The organism is Nocardioides iriomotensis, from assembly GCF_004168035.1.
In the GTDB taxonomy this organism is placed as follows: domain Bacteria; phylum Actinomycetota; class Actinomycetes; order Propionibacteriales; family Nocardioidaceae; genus Nocardioides_B; species Nocardioides_B iriomotensis.
Map to the genome: position 1 here is coordinate 1 of NZ_SDPU01000024.1, position 214 is coordinate 214.

At 67.8% G+C, this 214-nt stretch carries 1 pseudogene; it reads right to left on the reverse strand.

What is annotated here, in order from left to right:
- Positions 1–214, reverse strand: a pseudogene (locus ETU37_RS13905) (alanine dehydrogenase); the annotation flags it as partial.

Genomic DNA, 214 nt, shown 5'->3' on the forward strand with positions numbered 1-214 from the left:
GGCGATGTCGACCAGCACCGAGCCCGGCTTCATCTGCGCGACCAGGTCGTTGGAGACCAGCTTCGGCGCCTTGGCGCCCGGGATCAGCACCGCCCCGATCACCATGTCGGCCTCGCGGACCTGCTGCTCGATCGCCAGCTTCGACGACGCCAGGCCGTGCACCCGGTTGTTGTAGCGCCAGAACGACATCCGCAGCTTGTCCAGGTCGGTGTCC